We start from the raw sequence: 19,963 nt of genomic DNA, 5'->3' as shown, positions 1-19,963 counted from the left end.
TAAATGGCCCTGCCGGACGCCCCGCACAAGGGGCTCCGGTGAAGGTTTTTGTCGCGTCAGGACCCGAGCCGGACGTGGACGTCATGCTCTCCGGCTTCATCGCGCAGCGGGATGAGGAGCGGACTCGTGGACAATGCAACGCCGTCGAGGGTGGCCGAAGCAACGCCCCGGCTCACCCCCTTCGGATTGTCCACGGTGATCCGATAGCGCGCGGCGCCATGACGGATGGTGAGATCGAACCCGGGCCAGCCGCGCGGGATGCAGGGATCGAGGCGCAGCATGTCCCCTTCCTTGCGCAGCCCGAGGATGCTCTCGATCCCCGCCCGCTGCATCCAGCCGGCAGAGCCCGTGTACCAGGTCCAGCCGCCCCGGCCCGCGTGGGGCGGCTCGGAATAGATGTCGGCAGCGAGCACGTAGGGCTCGACCTTGTAGCGCACCACGTCGGAGCGGGTCCGCGCGTGACTGATGGGATTGAGCATGGAGAACAAGGCACCGGCCTTGTCACCTTCTCCCAAAGTTGCGAAGGCCATCACGGACCAGAGCGCCGCATGGGTGTATTGGCCGCCATTCTCGCGGATGCCCGGCGGATAGCCCTTGATGTAGCCGGGATCGAGCGGCGTCCTGTCGAAGGGCGGCGTGAACAGCAGCGCCAGTCCTTCCCCCGGCCGGATGAGGTCCCGCTCCACCGCCGCCATGGCGCGGACCGCCCGCGCGGGATCGCCCGCGCCGGACAGCACCGCCCAGGACTGCGCGATGGAATCGATGCGGCATTCCTCGCTCATGGCCGTGCCCAGGGCCGTGCCATCGTCGAAGAAGGCGCGGCGATACCAGTCTCCGTCCCACGCCGTGCGCTCGAGGGCGGCCTGGAGTCCTTCCGCGTGCGCGCGCCATCGCGCGGCGTACCCCTGCTCTCCCCTTGCTTCGGCAAGGGGGGCAAACGCGGTCAGCGCGGCATGCAGGAACCAGGCGAGCCAGACGCTCTCGCCTTCGCCGCCTTCGCCCACACGGTTCATGCCATCGTTCCAGTCCCCAGTGCCGATCAGCGGCAGTCCGTGGCCGCCCAGCGCGAGGCTCTCGTCGAGGGCGCGGGCGCAGTGCTCGAAAAGGGATGCAGACTGATCGGAGACGCTGGGCGGGAAGAAGGCCTCGTGCTCGCCGGGATGCAGCCTCTGACCTTCCAGGAAGGGCACCGCCTCATCGAGCACCGCCCGGTCGCCACTCACCTTCACATAGTGGGCGGTGGCATAAGCGAGCCAGGCCCGGTCATCGGAGATGCGGGTGCGCACGCCGCGGCCGGAATGGGGCAGCCACCAATGCTGCACATCGCCCTCCACGAACTGCCGCCCGGCGGCGCGCAGGAGATGGGCGCGCGTCATGTCGGGACGCAGCGGCGCCAGGGCCATGCCATCCTGCAGTTGATCACGGAAGCCGTAGGCCCCGCTTGCCTGGTAGAAAGCCGAGCGCGCCCACACCCGGCAGGCCAGCGACTGGTAGAGCAGCCAGCCGTTCAGCATGATGTCCATGGCGCGGTCGGGTGTGTGCACCTCGACGGCGCCGAGGATGGCGTCCCATCCTCGGGTCACTTCGGCGAGGACCGCGTCGAGGTCGGCGGCGCGGAACCGGGCGATCAGTTCGCGGGCCTCCGCCGCATCGGCGCCCTGGCCAAGCAGGATGACGATTTCCGCGCTGGCGTTGGGGCGCAGATCCACCGTGGTGCGCATGGCGCCGCAAGGGTCCAGACCCGCTCCCACCAGCCCGGAGAACCGTCCGCCCCGCAGCATCGCCGCGGGCGCGGCGAGGGTACCGTTCCGGCCGATGAATTCGCTGCGGTCGCCCGTCCAGTCGGTCTGGTGTCCGGCCATGTCGAGGAAAGCGACACGGGCGCCGAAATCCCCATTCCAGGTATTGCGGGCGAACAGCGCGCCGGTCTCGTCGTCGATGCCCGTGGTCACGAACGGAGAAGTTGCGGCCCGTGACGGGCCAAGCACCCATTCCACATAGGCCGCGAGGGAGATCCGGCGCGGGCGATGGGTCAGGTTGCGCACCTTCAGGCGCGCGATCTTGATCGAGCCTTCCACCGGCACGAACTGGATAAGCTCGCTGGCGATCCCATGGGCCGCATGGGTGAAGGCGCTGTAGCCGCGACCATGCCGGGCGACATAAGTCGCCGCCTCGTCGCGCATGGGCAAGGCGGTCGGGGTCCAGACGGCGCCGGTCTCGTCGTCACGCAGGTAGAATGCTTCGCCGCTCCGGTCGGTGACGGGATCGTTGGACCAGGGGGTGATCAGGTTTTCCCGGCTGTTCTCAGCCCAGGTGCAGCCGCTGCCCTCCGTCGCCACGTGGAAGCCGAACGCGGGGTTGGCGACGACATTGATCCACGGCGCCGGGGTGGACCGACCCGGGCCAAGCACGGTCACATATTCGTGCCCATTTTCGGCGAAGCCGCCAAGGCCGTTGAAGAATTCCAGCTCCGGCACGACAGGCGGCGGCTCCGGCACCACCACGCGGCGCTTGGGCGCGGCGCTGGCGGTGAATTCGGCTTCGCTGATGCGATCCAGCTGGTCCACGAGGCTGCCGCGCTGCGCCACGAGGACGATGCGGGCGATGGAGGACAGGAGCGATCGCGTTTCCCCCGGAATGAGATCGGCCCGCAGCACGAAGACCCGTCCCGTGGGCCCGTTCCGCTCCGCCTGCGGCTGCGAGCGGCTGGTGCGGACGAGGGCCTCGATGGCGATCTGCAGATCCTGCACGTAGGACGACTGGCGGTCATTGAGGATCACGAGATCCACCGCCAGTTGCTTCATGCGCCAGTAAGCGTGCGCCTTCAGCAGCTCGTGGGCGACATCGATGTCCTCGATATCGGAAATGCGCAGCAGCACGATAGGCAGGTCGCCGGAAATGCTCTGCGCCCAGAGGCCGGACTGCGGCCCCCCGCCACGCAGGATGGTGTCGGACGAAGGGCGCAGCGTCGGCGCGGCGTAGATCGCATAACCGGCGAGCCGCTGGTATGTGGCCGCATCGCTCGCGGTGATGCCGAGGTGGTAGAGCTCGACCTGGGCCTGCGTCCAGGCGAGGGTTGCCGCGCGGCTGTAGGCGGCGGTGTCGCGATGTCTGTCGATGCCGTCCAGCAGCGCGCTGCGGGTGGGCGTGGCCATGGTCCAGAACGCCACCCGCGCCATGCCGCCCGGCTCGATCCGCACGCGCCGGCGCAGGGCGAAGATCGGGTCCAGCACCCTGCCGGTGGTGTTCGAGAGGGGGCGCCCATCGATGACCGCGATGGGGTCGCGCACGCCATGACCACGGCCGAGGAAGCGGGCCCGGTCGGTCTCGATCTCCGGCCCGCCCACCGCCTCGCCATCCAGCACGCTGAAATGGGCGGCCCAGATCTCCGGCTCGCCCGGCGAGCGCCGCCGGCGCGTCGCGAGGATCGCGCCGATATCGGGGAGGTATTCCGTCTCGACGAAGAGCTTGGAAAAGGCCGGATGGGCGATGTCGGAGGATTGGGGCGCCAGCACCAGTTCGGCGTAGGAGGTGATCTCCAGCTCCCGCCAACGGGTGCCCGTGTTGGAGAGCGAGACGCGGCGCACCTCGGCATCGTCCTCTGCGGAGACGAGCACATCCAGCGATGTCTCCAGCGTGCCGTCGCGGCGCACGAATTCCGCGCGATCCTCGTGGAAGGTCACATGATAGGCGGTCGGCTCGACGCCGCTGGGCTGCGCTCCGCACGACCAGACCTCTCCGCTGTGCACGTCGCGGATGAAGACATAGGAGCCGTAGTCATCGCAGGTCGGATCCTCCCGCCAGCGGGTGACGGCGAAGTCGCCCCAGCGGCTGTAGCCGGAGCCGGCGGCCGTCAGCATGGCGCAATAGCGCCCGTTGGATAGCAGGTGGGTGGCGGGCGTCGCCTGCCGGGCGGAGGTGAAGGTACGGCCGGCAGGTGGATCGAGATCGCGGGCGCGGGCCGTCGACCGCCCGTCCGCCGACCAGGGGCGCACCACCGCCACGTCCCGGGGCGTGCGCTCCTGCAGCAGCAGTTCCGTCGCCTGGATCAACGGCTCGGCGTGGAAGCGCGCGCGCATGATGCCGCCCAGCAGCGTGTCGGCGATGGCGACGATGGTCATGCCCTGATGGTGCGCCATGAAGGCCTTCACCACGGCATGCCGCGCGCCCACCGGGACGCGGCTCGTGGTGTAGTCCAGCGCTTCGTAGAAGCCGTAGCGGCCGCGGCCGCCGGCCTCGCGGAGCCGGGCGAGATTGGCGCAGGCGGCGATGGGGTCGGCCATGGCGGCAAGAGCGGTCGCGTAGGGCGCCACCACAAGATTGTCGCCCAGCCCCCGCTTCAGCCCCAGGCCGGGAACGCCGAAATTGGAATATTGGTAGGTGAGTTCCAGGTTGCGGGCGTTGTAGGCAGATTCGGAAATCCCCCACGGCACCCGCAGGTCGGCCGCATAGTCGATCTGCCGGCGCACCACGAGCCGGTTGGTCTGGTCCAGCAGGCTGCCGGCGGGTGCGCGCATGATCAGCGACGGCATCAGGTATTCGAACATGGAGCCCGACCACGAGATCAGCGCGCCACCATGGGCGATGGGCGTCACCGAGCGCCCGAGGCGGAACCAGTGCTTGGCGGGGACATCCCCCTTGGCGATGGCGAAGAAGCTGGCGAGGCGGGCTTCCGAGGCCAGAAGATCGTAGCAGCTGGGGTCGAGCGTCCCCTCCGCCACCAGATAGCCGATGGACAAGAGGTTGCGGTCGCGGGAGAGGAGGAAGCCGAACTCCATCTCAAGCGCCATGGCGCGGGCGTCATCCTCAAGCGCGGATAGGCGGGCGGCGAGCGCGGCGTCCTGCGTCTGGCTGTCCGCGATGTCCTGGCGATGGCTGGCGATGATGTCGAGGCTGGCCCGCGCCCAGAACAGCATGTCCGCGCCGCCTGCGTCACCGCGCTCGGTGGCTAGGGCGAGGGCGATATCCATCATCGTGTCCGCACCGGCGGCGAGCTCGGCGAGCCGGAGGGCGGGGTCCTCGCCTTCTGCAGAGCCCCGGCGCGCGCCGGCGGAAAGGCCGGCGAGGGTCTCGTCCAGCTGCGGGAGGGTCACCGTCTGGGTGCGCCGTCCGTCCGCGAGCAGGCCAGCCTCCTCGCGGGTCAGGTCCAGCGCATCGGCGATGCCGGCCAGACGCTGGGCGATGGGCTGCGCGGACGTCTTCCACTCGTTGAGCGCGTTGGCGAGCGCGATGAGGTGCCCGGCGAGGTTGCCGCTGTCGACCGTGGAGACGTATTTCGGGTCCAGCGGGCGCAGGTCGCTAGTATCGTACCAATTGAAGAAATGGCCGCGGAAACGGGGAAGCCGCGCCATGGTGGCAAGGCTCGCCTCCAGCCGCCCCAGAGCGGCGTCGGTGCCGAGCCATCCGAAATCGCGGGCGCTCGCGATGGAGAGAAGGTAGAGACCCATGTTTGTCGGCGACGTCCGGTGCGCCACCACGGGCGCAGGGTCTTCCTGGAAATTGTCCGGCGGCAGATGATGGTCGGACGCCGTCACGAACGTCTCGAAGAACCGCCAGGTGCGCCGCGCGGTCAGCCGCAGGGTCTGGGCCTGGGCGTCGGACATTTCCAGCTGGCCTGCCGGATGGGGCGCACGGCTGATGCGGTACGCCACGGCCGGCGATGCCGCCCACGCGACGGCAAACACGGCCGCGAGCGGCCAGGCGCCCTCTCCCGCGACGGCCGCGACAGCCACCGCGACGGCTGCGATGACCAATCCTCCGGCCATTCGGCGGTAGGAGCCCGCAAGGTCGAGCTGCCGGGCAAGGCTCGCCTGCGCGGCGGGCACCCATTCCAGCAGGTGGCTGCGGGTGACCAGCAGCCGCCACAGGGTGCGCACGATGGCATCGCCCATCAGCCAGGCCTCGTAGGCGAGGAACACCACATTAAGCGTGGATTGCAGGGTGGCCAGCCGCAGGTCGGCCAGCAGGGCCCGCAGATGGCTGACGGCTGCGATGCCGCGCTGGCGGGGCACGATGGCCGCGAGAACGGGAATGAAGTGCGGCAGCGCGAGGGTGACCAGCACGGCGGCGGTCCAGAACAGCGCGGCGGCGAACGGCAGCGTCCACCCGGCGACCAGGGCCGCAACGGCCAGCGGCGCCGAGAGCGAACGGCGCAGATTGTCGAGCATCTTCCAGCGCCCCATGACGGGCATGGTGTCGATGCCGGGGGTGGCGCCGGGGAGCTTGGGGCCGCGTCCGAGGATCCAGGGCAGAAGCTGCCAGTCGCCCCGCGCCCAGCGATGCCGTCGCAGGGCGCTGACGTCGTAGCGGGCGGGAAACTCCTCCACCACTTCCACGTCGGAGGCGAGGCCTGCGCGCGCGAAGACGCCTTCAAACAGATCATGGCTGAGCAGGGTGGAATCCGGCACGCGCCCGTTCAGCGCGGCCTCGAAGGCGTCCACGTCGTAGATGCCCTTGCCGACATAGGAGCCCTCGCCCGACAGGTCCTGATAGACATCGGACACGGCCGAGCCGTAGGGGTCGATGCCGCTCATGGAGGAAAACGTGCGCTGGAACAGCGAACCTTCCTCACCCATGGGCAGAGAGGGTGTCACGCGCGGCTGGAGCACGCCATAGCCTTCCACCACGCGCCCCGCCGCCGCATCGAAGCGGGGGCGGTTGAGCGGATGGGCCATCTTGCCGATGAGCCGGCGGACCGTGTCGCGCGGCAGCCGGGTGTCCGCGTCCAGGGTCACCACATAGCGCACGTCAGCCGGCAGGCTCGGCGGCAATCCGGCGATGTCCACGAACGTCGTGTCGGCGGCACCGCGCAGCAGGCGGTTCAGCTCATGCAGCTTGCCGCGCTTGCGCTCCCAGCCGATCCAGCGCGCCTCGCCCGCGTTCCACACCCGCCGCCGGTGCAGCAGGGCGAACCGGACACCGCCGGGCGCGGGTCCGTAACGTGCGTTGAGGGCGTCGATCCCGGCCGCGGCCTCGGCGAGCAGGGCGTCGTCGCCGTCCGCATGCTCCGTCTCGGAATCGGTCCAGTCGGACAAGAGCGCGAAATGCAGGTCGCCTTCGGGGCTGGCGAGGTGGTGGATCTCCAGCCGCTCGACATTTTCCGCGATGGATGCGGGGCTCGTCAGCAGGGTGGGCACCGCCACCAGGGTGCGCAGATGCGAGGGAACGCCCTCGCGCAGCTCGAGCGCCGGCAGGGCCGTTGCCCCGAAGCCGAAGCTCATGGCGCGATTGACCAGCGCCACCGCGGCATCAATGGCCGGCACCGATCCGAGCAGGGTGAGAATAACGAGCTGTGCCGCACCGACGCCGGCCGCGCCGAGCGCGAGAAGCGGCAGGGCCAGAAGCGCCGCGGCCGCGATGGCGATGGCCGCCACATAGCCGCCGACGCCGAAAGCCCGATTCAGGTGGGTGGAGACATTGCTGATGGGCAGGCGAAATCCGACGCGTCGCTCGAAGGCGCGACGTCCGCTACCAATCAGATAATAGCCGGGCTCGCAATCACGCGGGAGCGGCCCCTGATCGGGATGCGCAGCGCAGGCCCGCTCGGTCGCGGCAATGGCCTCCCGCGCAATGTCGAGCTCGCTGCGGCGGGACCCGCGCGCCAGTTGCTCGATGGCGTCCCGGTAGAGATTGCGTGTCGGGAAATCCATGGCGTCATAGGCGCTGCCGGCGGACAGCAGAGCGTGGACGAGGCTGGTGCGCTCGAAGAGGTCCGGCCAGTCCAGGTCGGAGATCAGCCGCAGGCTGGTGATGATATTGCGGATGGTGACGTTCGCCGCGCCCTGGCTGCGGTGCACGTCGCGCACCACCGTGTCGGCGGTCGTGTGCTGCGCCGCCAGGCGCTGGTCGAGCCAGACCAGAGCCGGTGTGATCCTGGGGTCCTGATCGCGCAGCCGGTGCACCAGCTGGACTGCGAAGGCGTCGGCGATCTGGCCCTGCTCATATTTGCCGAGCACGCTTTCGACCGGCTCGCCCGGTGTCCCGCCGGCGCCGAGCAGCCGATCGGCCAGCGCATCGGCCTCGCGCCGGGCGATCCGGTCGTCGACGATCGCCTGGGCGAGGCGCCGCAGATTCTCGATCAGCACGATCCGCAAGGTGATGGAGACCGCCCACAGCTCGCCGATGGTGAGCGGCTGGATCTCCTGATAGGCCGTGAGATAGCGCGACAGCATCTCCGGATCGAAGCGGCTGTCGGTATGGGCCACGAACGCCCAGGCCACGCCGAACACGCGCGGATAACCCGCGAACGGCCCGCCGGCGAGCTTGGGAAGCTGGCGGTAGTAGCCCGGCGGCAGATCGGAGCGGATCTCCCGAATCTGCTTTTCCACCAGATGATAATTGTCGATCAGCCATTCCGCCGAGGGGGTGATGGCACCGCCTTCCGCGACGGATGTGGCGATGGCGCGGTAGGCGGCCAGCAGAATGGCGCCATTGTCGGCGAGGCGGGCGGAGAGCGCGTGTCCCCGGGCGAGCCGAGGCTCCACCATCTGGGCGGAGGCAAGGCTGCGGGCGTGCTCTTCAAGCCGTTCCGCACCGAACAGTTCCTCGCGGATGGGCTGCTGATCCCACGGCGAAGATGCGGGCGCGCGCCCGAAGGCACTGAGAAGATGGGAAAGCAAATGGACCTTTCTACCGCGTGGTGCGGCCGATGATCGGCCGTGCGGAAAGTGCTGCCGACGTGCGCAGCTTCGCGTGCGGTCTCATGACCGGCGGGACACCGCGCTAATCCTGGATCGTGTCCGCGAAGGCGCGGGCGAAGCGGACGGCAAGGGCGCGTGCGTCGGCCTGGAGTTGCTCGGTGCTCTTGGGAGCGGCCGCGCTGTTGCGGACGGGAATCTCAAGCGTGAGGCTACCGCCGCCGCTGTCCTGCTCGCGCCAGATGACCCGGGCGAGGACGTGCTCCGCGTCGAGCGACTGGAAAACGATGTTGAGGCCCTTGTTCATGCGATCGAACGCCTTTCTTGCCGGAGGCACGGCGTGCGACGCGCGGCTCGCATACGATCGCGCGAAGGGGGCCGGGGCGCCGGCCGATGGTGGGCCCTAGAAGTCGGACGTGGACAGGCGGTGGAAGCTTTGCCGCCGCCGCGCATAGACGCCGCTCGCGGCGCGCTCGATGCGCTGCCGGTTGGTGTCGAAGGTGCGCAGGGACGCGGCCTCGTCATGGCCGCTCTGGGGACTGAAACGCGTCAGGACATCGGCGTCGAGATGGAACGCGACTTCGAAGGCGGAATCGTGCCCCCAAAAGGTCACGCAACGCCTGACGGGATCAAAGACGCGGCTGGCGTTGGGAAACTGAAGGGTCATGGAAGCCTCCTGTTTGCGGCACGTCCATCAAAGGAGGAGCGCGTCCGCCGAAGGGGCTTCGCGCGCCCTCGCGGATGTCTGCTGGTCCTTCAACAAGGCGGCATCGAGTTCGGCGGCATTCACCGACAAGCATTCGTTTCGACCGGGGGGCGCCGCGAGGGCGGGCGTGTGCAGCATCGTCGCCATGCGCCGGTAGGCCAGGAAGGAGACGCCGAGAAGCTGCTCCTCGTCGATGACGAGACGGTAGGTTCCCGCCGGAAGGTCGCCATCCGCCTCGCTGAGGTGGAAGGCGTGATCGAACGTGACCGTGGTTTCACGGGTGCGGACGTTCATGACATCACCTCAGCCTTTCTTCTTAGGCGGACCCAAGGATACGGGAGACCCTTTCACGAACGACGCCGGCGGCTCGGGCACCTTGATCTTCTTCGGCTTCTTGGTTTCGCGGTTGCCGCGCATCTGTCCTTTGGCCATGGCAGTCTCCTCTCGGGCACGTGGGTAGATCCTGCCGGCGAGACGAAAAACGCCCTGCGACCTCAAGGGCCACAGGGCGTCGGACGCTCTGCAGGGCATGGGATGGCACATCGCCACCGGGACTGCCGGTACATCCGCGGTCAGCCTTCGGCAACAATGGGCAGGCCGGCATTCCCGAAAGGCTCGGGCCGCCGGCCATCAGCTCAGCTCAGATCCTTGAGCATGTCCGCGGCCATCTTGCCGCTCTTGCGATCAACGACGAGCTCAAAGCCCACCTTCTGGCCTTCGCGCAGATCGCCGAGGCCGGAGCGCTCGACAGCGCTGATGTGGACGAACGCATCGCTGCCGCCCGCATCGGGGGCAATGAATCCAAAGCCCTTCTGGGCGTTGAACCACTTCACGGTTCCCTCAGTCATAGGAACCCTTTCTATTTTCAGTATTTAGCAGGCCGGCTCACAGCCGGGTGTCGAAATCGCATTTTCGGGCGAGAATTTTGGACGGGCGCAAGAATAAAATCCGCGGAGATCCAAATGATCAGGCTTTGTATCGACTGGGCGAATATGCTCCCCGCCGCCTCGATTTGCAAGATTATTTTATAAACGCCTCTGCTTTGGCGCGGCGGTTGGTCCATTATATGCTACCGGCAAGGGGCCTTGGCTGGGCTGCTCCGCGGCGCGTCTCACGATGCGAACGCAGAGCCTGGCCGGCCCCCTTCAACCGCCGGAACCCGGGCCGGGTGACGTGCTGCCTTGCAGCCCCGTCAAAGACCTCGGGCGTGGTCGAGCCCCATGGAGCGCACTTGATTCCTCTCCAGATCCGCCACACCACCACCTACCGCTTCCATCGGCCGGTGACCTTCGGACCGCATCGACTGATGCTCCGCCCCCGGGAAAGCCGCGACCTGCGGGTGACATCGAACCAGCTGATCCTGACCCCGGCGGCGACGGTGAACTGGGCTCAGGATGTCTTCGGCAACGCGGTCGCCACGGCGAACTTCTCGACGTCCGGCGATCAACTGGTCATCGAGAGCACGACAGAGCTCCAGCTCGATGCCGTGCCGTGGCCGGTGTTCGCCATCGCGGGCACCGCCACGTCCTTTCCGTTCAGCTATTCCGCCGACGAATGGACCGATCTTGGCGCGCTGGGGGTCCCCCAGTTTCCCGATGCCAGCGGCCGGCTGCGGAGCTGGGCCATGGGCTTCGTTCGGGGCAAGTCCACCGACACTCTCTCGCTGCTCAAGGATCTGAGCGCCGGCGTATCCCGGCAGATCTCCTATCAGAGCCGCGACGAGGAGGGCACACAGTCGCCGACGCACACGCTGGATCGCGGCTGGGGCTCATGCCGCGATTTCGCGGTGCTGTTCGTCGAGACGGTCCGCAGCCTCGGCTTCGGCGCGCGCATCGTGTCGGGCTATCTCTACAACCCCGCCGGAACATTCGTGGGGTCTCAGGGCATGGGCTCCACCCACGCATGGGCGGAGGTGTTCGTGCCCGGAGCAGGATGGATCCCGTTCGATCCCACCAATCGCAGCATGGGCGGGTTCAATCTCATCCCGGTCGCCGTGGTGCGCGACATACGCCAGGCCATCCCCGTGCAGGGCAGCTTCATCGGCGACAGCAACGCCTTCGGCGGCATGACGGTGGACGTCCACGTCACGTCATGACGGGACGGGGCGCCGCGCCCCCGAGGAGGTCAGCAGGATCAGGGCCAGCAGCCCGCCGGCGGCCGAGACCACGGACGCCGCGAGGATGCCGAGCTTCGCCGAGGTGAGCAGTCCTCCCTCGAACGCCATCTCGGCGATGAACAGGGCCATCGTGAAGCCGATGCCCGTGAGCATGGCCCCCGCCGCCAGCACGCCCCAGGACAGCTCCGCCGGACGTTTGCCGAGGCGCAGCGCGACGGCGATCGCGCTGAACATCACGATGCCGACAGGCTTGCCCAGGACGAAGCCGGCGAAGACGGCCAATGCAAGCCCGCGGTGAAATTCCGCCGGCACGATGCTGACGCCGGCATTCGCCAGGGCAAAGAGCGGCATGACCGCAAACGCCACCCAGGGATGGAGCAGCATTTCCAGGCGCTCGATGGGCGAAAGGGATTCGCGCGCGGCGATCCTGGCCCGCTGCAGGTCCTGTCGCCCCTTGCTGTCGCCGGTCCAATGCTCATCGAGTGGATAGGCGATCACACGATCGAAGATCGCATGCAGGCGAATGCCGCTGACCCAGCTCCGGGCCGGCGTCATGAGACCAAGGATCACACCGGCCAGGGTCGGGTGAATGCCGCCAGCGTCCAGCGCCAGCCAGATGGCGCCACCGATGGCGAAATAGGCCGGGATGCTGCGAATTCCCAACCGCGAGATGACCGCCACCAGGCCGAATCCGGCGCCGGCAAGGACGATGGGAATCCAGGAGATGGTGCCGCCATAGCCGATGGCCACCACCAGGATCGCGCCCATGTCGTCGAAGATCGCCAGCGACAGCAGGAACAACCTCAGGCTCAAGGGAACGCGGTTTCCCAGCACAGCGAGTGCGCCGATGACGAAAGCGGTATCCGTCGCCATCACCACCCCCCAGCCATGCCAGCCCTCACCGCCGCCCTGCAGCAGGAGAAACAGGGCCGCCGGCACCGCCATTCCCCCCAGCGCGGCCGCAAGCGAGAGCGTGATGGTTCGCAGGTCGCGCAGTTCTCCCAGAACGATCTCGCGCTTGAGCTCAAGGGCGACGACGAAAAAGAAGAGCGTCATCAGACCATCGTTGATCCAATGCTGCAGCGAGCGGGAAAAGCTGATGTGGCCGATCTCCAGGCCCACGCGCATGTCCCAGACCGCGAGAAACGTCTTTGACCAGGGAGAATTGGAGAGCCCGAGGGCCACGACGGTGGCGAGCAGCAGCGCCGCGCTGGCCATGCTTTCGATGCGCAGGAAGCGCATGAACGGCTTGGTGAAACGGTCTGCGGGCTCCTGAGGAAGCCGGCCCAGGCCGTTCGCGATAGTCTTCGCAGATTGCATTATGGGTCGCCCTCGGATGCGCCGTGGGCGGAAGCGCATGCGGCATCGCAGTATTGCTGCTCGGATCGAGCTAGAACTTCACAGCCATACTGGCGGCAGAGTGTCTATGGTGCTGGATAAAGCGCGCGCCGAGCGCCTCCAGCCGTGCTGAGCTACGCGGCTTGGACCGTCGCCCTCGAAAGAGGGCGTGCTCAACTGAAGCTTGCGATGCGTTCCCTAGCTTGAAAACAGCCGCGCCCAAGCATTCGAGAATGCACCTCTTTGATCCAGTCAAGGCGCTGTCGCACCTCAAGGGCGTCCCATCGATGCATAGGCGCACCGCCCTCCCCCTCCCAGCTTGCGATTGCGACCGCCGTCTCTGTAAGATCGGAGGGCTTGTTTTGGTTGATGTCATTCATAGTGAACACCTATCACAGGGCGATCAATTTTACAATTTTCGACCTTTTCTTGCTTTCACCACCTGCCGGAATTTCGGAAATTTCGAGCTTATATCCAATTCACATGGGATCTATTTTCAATTTTTACCGCCGACGCTTGGAACAAGATCGACAATTTGTGTTTAACGGCAAAAGGCAGACTGCACCCGGTTCCCCCACGCCGGCTGATCCATGGCAGAAAACCGTTGGATCTCATCGTGCCCGTCGGAACGGCTCCCCTGGGTCAGGTAACTTCCGTGACCGCGAAGACGAGGCTGGTGCTCGCAATGGGCGCCGTGATGATAACTCGAGGCACCTGGGCGGGAAGCTCGATGCGACGAACGACGACTGATCCGCTATCCTGGTCAGGCAGCCCATTTTTCTCACCATTGGGCTGTAGATTAAGGGACCTGATGCCATTACTCCCCTCACAGGCGACCCGGCGCAGCATCGGTAACGTGATTGCCCCGGCGCGCTTTATCGCGTTCGCGGTACTGCTCGTTCTTGTGGGTGGCGGATCGATCTGGTTCGCGGGCTGGCGCCTTGGCTTCATGATCGGGTTCGACGTCGCCTCGGCCACCTTCCTCCTGTCCTGCTACGAGCTGCTGGACGATGCGCCAAGCGACATGCGCGCGAACGCCAAGCGCAATGACGCCAATCGGCCGGCGCTCCTGGCGCTCACATTTGTCATGGGGCTGTTGATCCTCACGATTGTTGCCAGCGAGCTAATGGAAAAGGGGAACGCCGGACCCGGGACAATCGCCTTGATCGTGCTGACGCTGGTGTTGGCCTGGATCTTCAGCAATACGGTTTACACAATTCACTACGCACACTTGTATTACACGAATTCAAAAGACGAGACAGATCTTGGCGGCCTGGCATTTCCCGAGACGCCGGAGCCAAAATATTGGGATTTCATCTATTTTTCCTTCTGCCTCGGCATGACGTTCCAGACCTCCGATGTGGAGGTGACAAGCATGCATATGCGCCGAGCCGTGACATTCCACTGCCTGGCCGCCTTCATTTTCAACATCGGCATTCTCGCATTCAGCATCAACTCGCTGGGCGGCTGACTTCCGCTTACGCGCTCGCCGCATTCACAACGTTGGCGGCGCTGCCTTGGTGCTCCAGCCGATCACGGACTGAAACGCCGCCACGTTCTCGGGACGGGCGGCAGAACGCAATAAAAAAAGGCCGGCGCACACGGCGCCGGCCAGCTGGGAGGAGAGGAAGAGTCCAGCTCAGGGGGCGTAGGGCCTGTGGAGCTGGACCTCGGGATTGAGCCGCACGCCGAAGCCTGGCTTGTCGAGGGCGGAGGCCTTCATGCGGCCGTTCACCGGCACCGGCTCGTCCAGCAGCAGCGGGCTGAAGGCGGGGCGCACCTCGTCCGCATTGGGCGCGCTCATGATGATTTCGGTGAACGGGCTGTTATGACGCGTGATGACGAAATGGTAGCTGTAGACACCCGAGCCGTGGGGCACCATGAGCTTGCCGTGGGCATCCGCCAGCGCCGAGATCTTGATCAGCTCGGTGATGCCGCCGCACCAGTTCACGTCGGGCTGGATGATGTCGCAGCAGTCCATCTCCAGCAGCATGCGGAAGCCCCAGCGCGTGGCCTCATGCTCGCCGGTTGTCACCAGCATGCCCTTCGGCACGTTGCGCTTGAGGTCCGCATAGCCCCAATAGTCATCGGGGGAGAGGCATTCCTCGATCCACTTCAGGCCAAATTCCTGCGCCTTCTGGGCGAGGCGGATGGAATAGTTGAGGTCGAGGCTCATCCAGCAGTCGTACATGAGCCAGAAGTCGTCGCCGACCTTGGCGCGCATGTCGGCGAGCTTCTCGATGTTCTTCTTCAGGCCTTCGTCGCCCTCGGCCGGGCCGTGCAGCAAAGGAAGCTTGCCGCCGATGAAGCCCATCTCCTTGGCGAGGTCAGGCCGCGCGCCGGTGGCGTAGAACTGCAGCTCATCGCGCACGGGTCCGCCGAGAAGCGCATGCACCGGCTCGCCACGCAGCTTGCCGAGGAGGTCCCACAGGGCGATGTCCACGCCCGAGATGGTGTTCACCACGACGCCCTTGCGGCCGTAGAACTGGGTGGAGAAATACATCTGGTCCCAGATCTTCTCGATCTCGGTGACCTGCCGGCCGATGAGGAAGCGCGAGAGGTGCTTCTCCACGATGAAGGCGCCGATCTCACCCGCCGTGGTCACGCCGAGGCCGATGGTGCCGTCGGAGGCCTCCACTTCCACCACCAGCGTGCCGAGCACGTTGATGCCGAAGGAGCGGCGGCTCTGCCGGTATTCCTCATAGCGCGCCATGGGGGTGGCGATGTGGTCGTCGATCCAGTGATAGCCCTGGGTGTCATGATAGTCGGCACCGCCGCCGCGCACGGTGTAGGCGCGGACCGCCTTGATTGTCGGCATGGCCATGGTCTTGTCTCCTCTTCGCCCCGCGCCTGGCGCGGGGCGTCACATGGTCGAAATCAGGCGTCGAGGGTCACGCGCGGCGCGTGGCCGGAGCAACGGGAAGGGCCCGGGACTGGCCGATGGCAAGGATCAGCAGCGCGCCAAGAAGCGTGGTGCCGGCGAGCACATAGAGGCCCGCCGCCTGGGAGGCGAAGGCCGCCTCCGCCCAGGTCTTCACGTTGGGCGCCACGAAGCCGCCCAGCGCGCCGAGCGAGTTGATGAGGGCGATGCCGCCCGCCGCCGCCACGCCGCCGAGATAGTCGGTGGGGAAGGTCCAGAAGATGGGCTGCACCGAGATAAAGCCCGCCGCCGCGAAGCAGAGCGCGATCAGCGCCAGCGCCGGGGAGGTGGTGGCGACGGAGGCCGCGATGCCGAGACCGGACACTGCGAGGATCGCCGCCGCATAGCCGCGCCGGTTGCCCGAGGCATCCGCCATGCGGGGCAGCACATAGGCGGCCACCAGCGCGCACACCCACGGGATGGCGGAGACGAAGCCGACCTGAAGCCCAACCTTGGTGCCGAGCAGGTTCGCCACCTGCGTCGGCAGGTAGAAGACCACGCCATAGACGCTCATCTGGATGAGAAAATAGATGAGGGCGAAGTGCAGCACCTTCATGTTGCGCATGGCGGAGAGGAGATGCGCCGGGCCGTGGGTGGTCTTGTGGGTCTCCTCGGCGGCGAGCACGCGGGTCAGCTCGTCCTTCTCGGCGGCAGTCAGCCACTTGGCGTCAGCCGGCTTGTTGTCGAGGTAGAAATAGGCCCACACGCCCACCACGGTGGCGAGCAGCCCTTCCACCATGAACATCCACTGCCAGCCATGCAGTCCGCCGAGGCCATGCCAGTCCAGCAGCAGGCCGGACAGCGGCGAGCCGAAGATGAAAGCGAGCGGCGCACCGAAATAGAACAGGCCCATGGCCCGCCCGCGGGCGAAGGAGGGGAACCACAAGGTGAGATAGAAGATCACACCCGGGAAAAAGCCGGCCTCGGCAGCGCCCAGCAGAACGCGCAGCACGTAGAAGGTGAATTCGTTGTGCGCGAACATCATCGCGGCGGAGATGAGGCCCCAGGTGACCATGATGCGCGCCATCCAGATGCGCGCGCCCACCTTGTGCATGATGATGTTGGAGGGCACTTCCAGCAGCGCGTAGCTGAGGAAGAAGATGGAGGCGCCGAGCGCGAAGGCCGCGTCCGAGATGCCGGTGTCGGCCTGGAACGCCTTCTTGGCGAAGCCCACGTTCGCCCGGTCGAGGAAGGCGAGCACGTACATGAGCAAAAGGAACGGCAGGAGCCGCTTGGTAACCTTGGAAATCGTCGCCTGAAGCGACGCGGACGGGGCGGGCATGAGCCTCTCCATGGGAAACGTTGCCTCCGGCCGTCTCGGGCTCATTCCCGGACGACTCTTGTCTTGGCGCGCCCCAGGGTGGCGGGGCGCGCGGGGAGACGGCGGCGTCACGCCGCCAGTAACTTTCGGGCTGCGGTCAATACACCGCGCGGCCGCCGGAGATGTCGAACACCGCTCCGGTGGAGAAGGCGCAATCTTCCGACGACAGCCAGGTGATGAGCGCGGCCGCCTCGTCAACTTCCAGGAAGCGGCCCATGGGGATCTTCGACAGCATGAAGTCGATGTGCTCCTGCTTCATCTGGTTGAAGATCTCGGTGCGCGCGGCGGCGGGCGTGATGCAGTTCACCAGCACGTTCGACTGCGCCAGTTCCTTGCCGAGCGACTTGGTGAGGCCGATGAGGCCCGCCTTGGAGGCGGAGTAATGGGAGGCGTTGGGGTTGCCTTCCTTGCCGGCGATGGAGGCGACGTTGACGATGCGTCCCCAGCCGTTCGCCAGCAGGTGCGGCACCACCGCCTTGGAGGTGAGGAAGGGACCGACCAGGTTCACGTCGATCACCCGACGCCATACGTCGGTGGCGAGTTCCCACGTCTTGCCGTTGCCGCCGGTGATGCCGGCATTGTTGACGAGGATGTCGATCTTGCCGTGCTTCGCCACGACATTCGCGGCGGCGGCGGTGACGGACGTTTCGTCGGTCAGTTCCACCATCTCGGTGGAGACAGTCCCGGCCTTGGCGAGTTCTGCGGCGGCTTCCTCGAGGCGGGCGGCGTCGATGTCCCAGAGCGAGACTTCCGCACCCGAGGCGAGCATGCGCTGCGCCGTCGCATAGCCGATGCCGCGCGCGCCACCGGTGATGATGGCCACGCGGCCCTTGAGATCGATATTGGTCATGGCGCTGTTCCTCAGCCCTGCACGGTGGTCTGGCGCTGCTCGCCGAGGCCCTGGATGCCGAGGCGCATGGTCTGGCCCGGCGTGAGATAGAGCGGGGGCTTCTGCCCGAGGCCGACGCCCGGAGGCGTGCCGGTGGAGATGACGTCTCCCGGCTGCAGGCTCATGAACTGGCTGATGTAGCTCACGAGGTGCGCTACGCCGAAGATCATGGTGCGGGTGGAGCCGTCCTGGAAGCGCTTGCCGTCCACCTCCAGCCACATGTGGAGGTCCTGCGGGTCGGAAATCTCGTCGGCGGTAACGAGCCACGGGCCCATGGGGCCGAAGGTGTCGCAGCCCTTGCCCTTGTCCCACTGCCCGCCGCGCTCGATCTGGAATTCACGCTCGGACACGTCGTTGATCACGCAATAGCCGGCCACGTGGGAGAGGGCATCCTCTTCGCTCACATACTTGGCGGGCTTGCCGATGACGATGCCCAGCTCGACTTCCCAATCGGTCTTCTTCGAGCCGCGGGGGATCTCCACATCGTCATTCGGGCCGACGATGGAGCTGGTGGCCTTCATGAACAGCACCGGCTCGGAGGGCACCGGAAGGCCGCTCTCGGCCGCGTGGTCGGAATAGTTGAGGCCGACGCAGACGAGCTTGCCCACGGAGCCGACGCAGGCGCCGATGCGGGGATTGCCTTCCACCAGCGGCAGGGTCGCCGGGTCGATGGCCTTGAGGCAATCGAGGCTTTCGGGAAGGAGGACGGTGCCGGCGATGTCCGGGACAATGCCGCTGAGGTCGCGCAGGCGGCCTTCCGCATCGATCAGGCCGGGGCGCTCCTGCCCCGCCGCGCCATGGCGAACGAGCTTCATGTGTTTCCTCCCATCGGTCCGCCGTTCGTCCGTTATGGGCCGGACCGGTTCGAGCCAATTCGGGGGGACGCTAGCCGACTGAGCGATAACGGGATAATGAGAAGATCTGTTCAGCCTATTCCATCAGGTTATCGCGATGCGCGACCACGGACCCACGGCGCTCCTCTCGCGCCTGCGCTTCAAGCAATTGCGCCTCGTGGACGTGCTGGGGCGCACCGGAAATCTCCGTCGCACCGCGGCTGAGTTGAACATGACGCAGCCGGCCGCCACGAAGATATTGCAGGATCTCGAGGAAACGCTGGGGGTGAAGCTGTTCGAGCGCACGCCGCGCGCCATGCTCGCCACCGAGATCGGTGCACATGTGGTGGACTATGCGCGCCGGGCGCTGACGGACGGGGAGCGTTTCGCCGGTGCCCTCGCCAATCTCAAGCGCGGTGGCTATGGCGCGCTGGCGTTGGGCGCCATCATGGCCACCGCTTCCGACCTCCTGCCCCGCGCCATTGCCGAGTTGAAGCGGCAGCGCCCGCTCATGACCATCCAGGTGCTCGCCACCACCTCGGACCAGCTGATCGCGGCGCTGGGGCGGGGCGAACTGGACCTCGTCATCGGCCGCCTGCCCACCAGCGAGGACGGGGCGAAGTTCGATTTCGAGCCCTTGTCCAAGGAGGAGCTGTGGGCCTTCGCGGCCGCCTCCCACCCGCTCGCCGGACGGCGCCATCTCGACCTTGCCGATATGGGCGACCTGCCATGGGTGCTCCAGCCGGCACCAAGCCCCATGAGGCGGCTCATCGACACCGCTTTCGCCGCCGCGGGCCTGAGGACGCTGGACAATCTGGTGGAGACCTCCTCCATCTTCGCCACGCTCAACCTGGTGCGGCATGCGGGTATGGTCTCCATGCTGCCGAGTACGATCGTGGCCCAGGAAGTGGCCGGCGGCGGCTTCGTCCGCCTGCCGCTGGAGGTGAAAGGCGAGCTGGAGCCCTACGGCATCGTCACGCGAAAGGGCGTGGTCACGACGCCCAACGCCGCGGAATTCCTCGCCATCCTCAAGGCCCTCGTCGCGCGGGAGGCGGGTGAGGGCATGAATCCAGGCGGCGCAGGTCGAAAGCCCCAGGCTCGGGCCGACACCCTTCCCAGTCCGCGGAACCCGCGCCAGAAATGACGGCGATCTCCGGCCTGATTGCGGTTGCGCGGCATCGTCGAAGCGATAGAAATGCGGCTC

The 19,963-nt window shown here is 66.8% G+C and carries 14 protein-coding genes; 3 read left to right on the top strand and 11 right to left on the bottom strand.

Annotated features, from left to right (window positions below):
* Positions 1-56: 56 nt before the first annotated feature.
* The 6 genes from D7006_RS04640 to D7006_RS04620 all read right to left on the bottom strand — a co-directional run bounded on the left by D7006_RS04640 (position 57) and on the right by D7006_RS04620 (position 10,190).
* The gene (locus tag D7006_RS04640; protein ID WP_237355721.1) at positions 57-8,618 is read right to left on the bottom strand and encodes a GH36-type glycosyl hydrolase domain-containing protein; all 8,562 of its coding nucleotides are present in this window, start codon (positions 8,616-8,618) and stop codon (positions 57-59) included.
* A 103-nt stretch (positions 8,619-8,721) separates the two neighbouring features.
* Positions 8,722-8,943 carry a hypothetical protein gene (locus D7006_RS04635; protein ID WP_169124480.1) on the bottom strand — a complete coding sequence of 74 codons (222 nt, stop codon included), beginning with the start codon at positions 8,941-8,943 and terminating at the stop codon, positions 8,722-8,724.
* A gap of 96 nt (positions 8,944-9,039) precedes the next feature.
* Entirely contained in the window at positions 9,040-9,303 is a 264-nt protein-coding gene (locus D7006_RS04630; RefSeq protein WP_169124479.1) for a DUF1488 family protein, read from the bottom strand.
* Between the two features lie 27 nt (positions 9,304-9,330).
* On the bottom strand, positions 9,331-9,636 hold the full coding sequence (locus D7006_RS04625; protein WP_169124478.1) for a hypothetical protein: 306 nt from the start codon (positions 9,634-9,636) through the stop codon (positions 9,331-9,333).
* A gap of 9 nt (positions 9,637-9,645) precedes the next feature.
* Entirely contained in the window at positions 9,646-9,774 is a 129-nt protein-coding gene (locus tag D7006_RS25275; protein WP_256444955.1) for a hypothetical protein, read from the bottom strand.
* Positions 9,775-9,977: 203 nt separating this feature from the next.
* Positions 9,978-10,190: a cold-shock protein gene (locus D7006_RS04620; protein ID WP_169124477.1), complete on the bottom strand. Its 213-nt coding sequence runs from the start codon at positions 10,188-10,190 to the stop codon at positions 9,978-9,980.
* 383 nt (positions 10,191-10,573) lie between these two features.
* Here D7006_RS04620 and D7006_RS04615 point away from each other — a divergent pair, with 383 nt between their 5' ends.
* Positions 10,574-11,437: a transglutaminase family protein gene (locus D7006_RS04615; RefSeq protein ID WP_229643135.1), complete on the top strand. Its 864-nt coding sequence runs from the start codon at positions 10,574-10,576 to the stop codon at positions 11,435-11,437.
* Here D7006_RS04615 and nhaA read toward each other — a convergent pair.
* Entirely contained in the window at positions 11,432-12,760 is a 1,329-nt protein-coding gene (gene nhaA, locus D7006_RS04610; RefSeq protein ID WP_237356851.1) for a Na+/H+ antiporter NhaA, read from the bottom strand. The genes D7006_RS04615 and nhaA overlap by 6 nt on opposite strands.
* A gap of 691 nt (positions 12,761-13,451) precedes the next feature.
* Between nhaA and D7006_RS04605 the strand changes: the two genes are divergently transcribed.
* On the top strand, positions 13,452-14,267 hold the full coding sequence (locus tag D7006_RS04605) for a DUF1345 domain-containing protein (protein WP_237355720.1): 816 nt from the start codon (positions 13,452-13,454) through the stop codon (positions 14,265-14,267).
* Positions 14,268-14,435: 168 nt separating this feature from the next.
* On the opposite strand, the gene rhmD is transcribed toward D7006_RS04605, so the two are convergent.
* The 4 genes from rhmD to D7006_RS04585 all read right to left on the bottom strand — a co-directional run bounded on the left by rhmD (position 14,436) and on the right by D7006_RS04585 (position 18,741).
* Positions 14,436-15,620 (bottom strand): L-rhamnonate dehydratase, encoded by a 1,185-nt coding sequence (gene rhmD, locus D7006_RS04600; protein WP_237355719.1) that lies wholly within the window; start codon positions 15,618-15,620, stop codon positions 14,436-14,438.
* 67 nt (positions 15,621-15,687) lie between these two features.
* The gene (locus tag D7006_RS04595; RefSeq protein WP_169124474.1) at positions 15,688-16,998 is read right to left on the bottom strand and encodes an MFS transporter; all 1,311 of its coding nucleotides are present in this window, start codon (positions 16,996-16,998) and stop codon (positions 15,688-15,690) included.
* Positions 16,999-17,134: 136 nt separating this feature from the next.
* The gene (locus D7006_RS04590; RefSeq protein ID WP_169124473.1) at positions 17,135-17,887 is read right to left on the bottom strand and encodes an SDR family NAD(P)-dependent oxidoreductase; all 753 of its coding nucleotides are present in this window, start codon (positions 17,885-17,887) and stop codon (positions 17,135-17,137) included.
* Between the two features lie 11 nt (positions 17,888-17,898).
* Positions 17,899-18,741: a fumarylacetoacetate hydrolase family protein gene (locus D7006_RS04585; protein WP_237355718.1), complete on the bottom strand. Its 843-nt coding sequence runs from the start codon at positions 18,739-18,741 to the stop codon at positions 17,899-17,901.
* Positions 18,742-18,877: 136 nt separating this feature from the next.
* Here D7006_RS04585 and D7006_RS04580 point away from each other — a divergent pair, with 136 nt between their 5' ends.
* Complete coding sequence (locus tag D7006_RS04580; protein ID WP_237355717.1) at positions 18,878-19,903, top strand: LysR family transcriptional regulator; 1,026 nt, start codon at positions 18,878-18,880, stop codon at positions 19,901-19,903.
* Positions 19,904-19,963 lie beyond the last annotated feature (60 nt).

The organism is Xanthobacter sp. YC-JY1 (assembly GCF_021730305.1).
Classification (GTDB): Bacteria; Pseudomonadota; Alphaproteobacteria; order Rhizobiales; family Xanthobacteraceae; genus Xanthobacter; species Xanthobacter flavus.
Note: the sequence above shows the minus strand (reverse complement) of the source record. Positions and strands in the feature narration are given on the sequence as shown.